Genomic DNA, 3,538 nt, shown 5'->3' with positions numbered 1-3,538 from the left:
TCATCTTGAGGAGAGTAAGACAAACTTACATTTTAGAGAAAATCTTTTAGAGGATTTTGACAAAACTCACTGAATAATTTACGAGAAATACTAAATGCCTCGAGGTTCAACTAAAAGGTAAGGTTTGTTTTGAAAATGTTTGGCAATTCATCCGTTTCGTTACTCTTCGAAATTCATATAGAGAGGTTTTTCTATTTTATTTAATTAATGTATAATAAAGAAGGTGAAAAGAAAAAGATAAAATAAAGGAGAAATATGGAATTTCTACGATTAACTTCTCCGAGGACAAGGCAGTTTTACTACACTTCGAGGTGCCACGAAATTTTGTTCAAGATATATAGAAATTATTAGACTATACGGCTTATGTGGTCTTTCCCGAACAAAAGAGAGAAGTTAGAAATAAAAATAAATTATGGGAAAAATCATTGAAATACAAAACCTTAAGAAAACCTACTTTGTAAAAAAGAAAGAAGAAGGCTTATTAAATGGAGTTAAGTCTCTTTTTAAAACAGAATATATTAACATTGAGGCACTAAAAGGCATCTCTTTAGATGTGTTCGATGGGGAAATTTTGGCATTCATTGGTCCAAATGGAGCAGGTAAATCCACAACGATTAAGATACTCACAGGCATTTTGTATCCAACATCTGGCAATGCAAATGTTCTTGGACTGGTTCCATGGAAAGACAGACTAAAATTAGCATATCAAATTGGAGTTGTTTTCGGACAAAGGTCTCAATTGTGGTATCACCTTCCACCTATTGACTCTTTTAATCTTTTCTCTAAGATCTATGAACTTGAAGCAAAAACATACCAAAGAAGACTAAATGAAATTGTTGATATATTTGAAATAAAAGAATATCTCAATGTCCCTGTAAGGAAACTTTCCCTTGGTGAAAGGATGCGTTGTGAAATTGCACTTGCTTTACTACATAGTCCAAAAGTCCTATTTCTCGATGAGCCCACAATTGGGCTTGACGTTGTAGCAAAAAGTAAAATAAGAGACTTTATAAAACGAATAAATGAGAAAGACCATGTTACAGTATTCCTTAGTTCTCATGATACCATTGATATAGAATCTCTTTCAAGAAGAGTAGTGATTATTAATAATGGTAGCATAGTTTATGAGTGTGATATTAATGCACTAAGGAGATACATAAAAAAGAAGATTGTAAATGTAAAGTTTAAAGGGGAAAATAGCGATTTTGATATGAAAGGAGTTAACATACTTGAAAAGAATGATTATGATGTAAAATTTGAAATAGACCTTAATGAAATTTCTCAAGACAAAGTAATTGAAGAGATCATAAAAAGAGAGCAGATACTTGACATAACGGTTGAAGATCCTCCTTTAGAAGAGGTTATCAAAACAATCTATGAAGAAAAGGGTAACTTTCAAACCTAATCAGTTCAAAATAGAAAAATATCTTGAAGTGATGAAAGTTTCTTTCTTATCTTCTTTTACTTACAAGGGTGATATTTTAATAACTCTGTTAGATTTGTCCACTTTTCTTTTTATATTTTGCTTTCTCTGGAAAGCCGTATTCTCTTCGGGGAATGCCAAAATAGAAAATTTCACTTATACAAAGATGGTCTGGTATTACGCATTAATATTTTCTCTTGAATTTTCAGCCTCAAAATTTAGGAAAAGGGCAAGCGCTCTCATACACTCAGGAGATATAGCAAACTTTCTTACAAAACCGCTTTCCTATTCTCTATATCTTCTTTCTGATTCTCTTGGTTTATCCTTATTTAATTTCATTGTATGTTTTCCTTCCGCACTTTTAATTGCATTTGGTTTTACCTTGAGAGTAGGATTCACGGTTGAGGGGTTCTTATCGTTCATTGTTTTGGGATTTCTTGGGCTTACGCTTGACACACTTATTGCAATAGCTATTAATCTCCTTGCCTTTTGGGTTGAAGATGTAAAACCAATTCTTTTTGTTTATATTGATTTACTTTACATACTTGGCGGACAAGCCGTTCCACTTGATGTAATGCCAAAAATCGTTCAACAAATTTCTCTATACACTCCTCTCAGACTTTCTTTTTACAGTCCTGCAAATGTTTGCATTAATTTTGAATTGGGATTTTTCCTTCATACATTAACGGATACTTTGATCTCAATTTTCATAATACTCACCATAATATCCTTAGAATTCTTCATTGGTTCAAGGAGGCTCTCAATTAATGGAGGTTAAGAAAAAACTGTATTGGAATTGGATGGTTTTTTTTGAGTATCTAAAGATCAACTTTCTTACTCTTATAGAGTATAAAACATCTTTTTTAGTGGGGACATTTGGAATGCTTCTGAATGATGGGACATCTCTCTTTTTCTGGTGGGCACTTTTTAAAAAGGTTGGCGTTATAAATGGCTGGAATATGAAGGACATTTTTACTCTCTTCTCTTTAGTTACGGCAAGTTTTGGTCTTTCAACGGGAATTTTTGGAAATACAATGAGACTTTCTTTAATGATAGTACAGAACGAACTCGATTTTTATCTAACCTTGCCAAAACCGGCACTCTTACATTTGCTAATAAGTAAAACTTCATTTACCGCTTTCGGAGATATTGTATTTGGCTTTCTTGCCTACGTCCTTCTTGTAGGTGCATCATTCAAAACTTTCTCATTGTTTCTCATTATGGTGGTTGTTTCATCACTTATTATTGTAAGTTTTTCTGTTTTGGTTTCCTCTTTTGCCTTTTATATTGACACTGGAGGACAAGTTTTACAAGAAATAATTTATTCCCTTAATGCTCTCTCTATGTATCCATCATCGATTTTCCCGTCAGGGATAAAGGTAATCCTTTACACATTACTTCCTGCGGCTTTTATCGGATATGTTCCCACTCTTGTAATAAGAGAGTTTTCTTTTAAGTATGTCTTTATTCTGCTAATAGCACTCTTTACATTTGCAATTTTAGGACTAATACTTTTTAACAAAGGATTAAAGAAGTACTCATCGGGGAGCGTAATCGGATTAAGATCTTAATGTATCTTTGCCAAATTTTATTTTTAAGAAGTTTAAAAATACAGTTAGCTTAACTTGAGACTTTATAAGTTCAACAGCATATGAGTTGATATTAATCAATGGTTTAAAGTAATTTTGTTGATACTGTCATAATTAGGTGGCTTCCCTTATCAAAATATAAAGGCATTCACTTAAAATGAGCCACTCTCCAAGTTTTCATTGTATTTTCCTTCGACAAAACATAGATTTTTATGAGAAGGTTTTACAAAAATTTCTTACAAAAACTTCATCTAATTGCGTGAATTGCGGTCAGATAGGTTAAAATAGTACCACCTCGTCCTAAAAAATTGGGCTATATGAAATTGAATCGTTGCCTCGTATGAAAATCTATTCAAAAACGCTCTACAATCAACAAAAATTGCTCAAAACCTCTACCTCGTATCCTGGGGGCTATTTTTAGCATTACAGAGGGTACTTTTTGGAGGGGTACCAGGCTAACGAGGTATCAAAAATGAACTGTAAGAAAACATTAAAACTCTTGCATTTTTTAAAAGAAGTACTACAA

Annotated in this window: 3 protein-coding genes; all 3 read left to right on the top strand. The window is 32.7% G+C overall.

All coding sequences use genetic code 11. The features are described from left to right. Positions 1 to 412 precede the first annotated feature (412 nt). The 3 genes from JHC30_07685 to JHC30_07675 are packed head-to-tail and all read left to right on the top strand — an operon-like array spanning position 413 to position 2,994. Positions 413 to 1,405: an ATP-binding cassette domain-containing protein gene (locus tag JHC30_07685; protein ID MCI4464029.1), complete on the top strand. Its 993-nt coding sequence runs from the start codon at positions 413 to 415 to the stop codon at positions 1,403 to 1,405. Further along, the gene (locus JHC30_07680; protein MCI4464028.1) at positions 1,377 to 2,201 is read left to right on the top strand and encodes an ABC-2 family transporter protein; all 825 of its coding nucleotides are present in this window, start codon (positions 1,377 to 1,379) and stop codon (positions 2,199 to 2,201) included. Before JHC30_07685 ends, JHC30_07680 begins: the two co-directional genes overlap by 29 nt. Then, a complete protein-coding gene (locus JHC30_07675) occupies positions 2,191 to 2,994 on the top strand; it encodes an ABC-2 family transporter protein (protein MCI4464027.1) in 804 nt (267 codons plus the stop codon). The genes JHC30_07680 and JHC30_07675 overlap by 11 nt, the downstream gene beginning before the upstream one ends. The last annotated feature ends 544 nt before the right edge of the window (positions 2,995 to 3,538 follow it).

The sequence above is a fragment of the Caldisericum sp. genome, from assembly GCA_022759145.1.
Taxonomy (GTDB): Bacteria; Caldisericota; Caldisericia; order Caldisericales; family Caldisericaceae; genus Caldisericum.
Note: the sequence above shows the minus strand (reverse complement) of the source record. Positions and strands in the feature narration are given on the sequence as shown.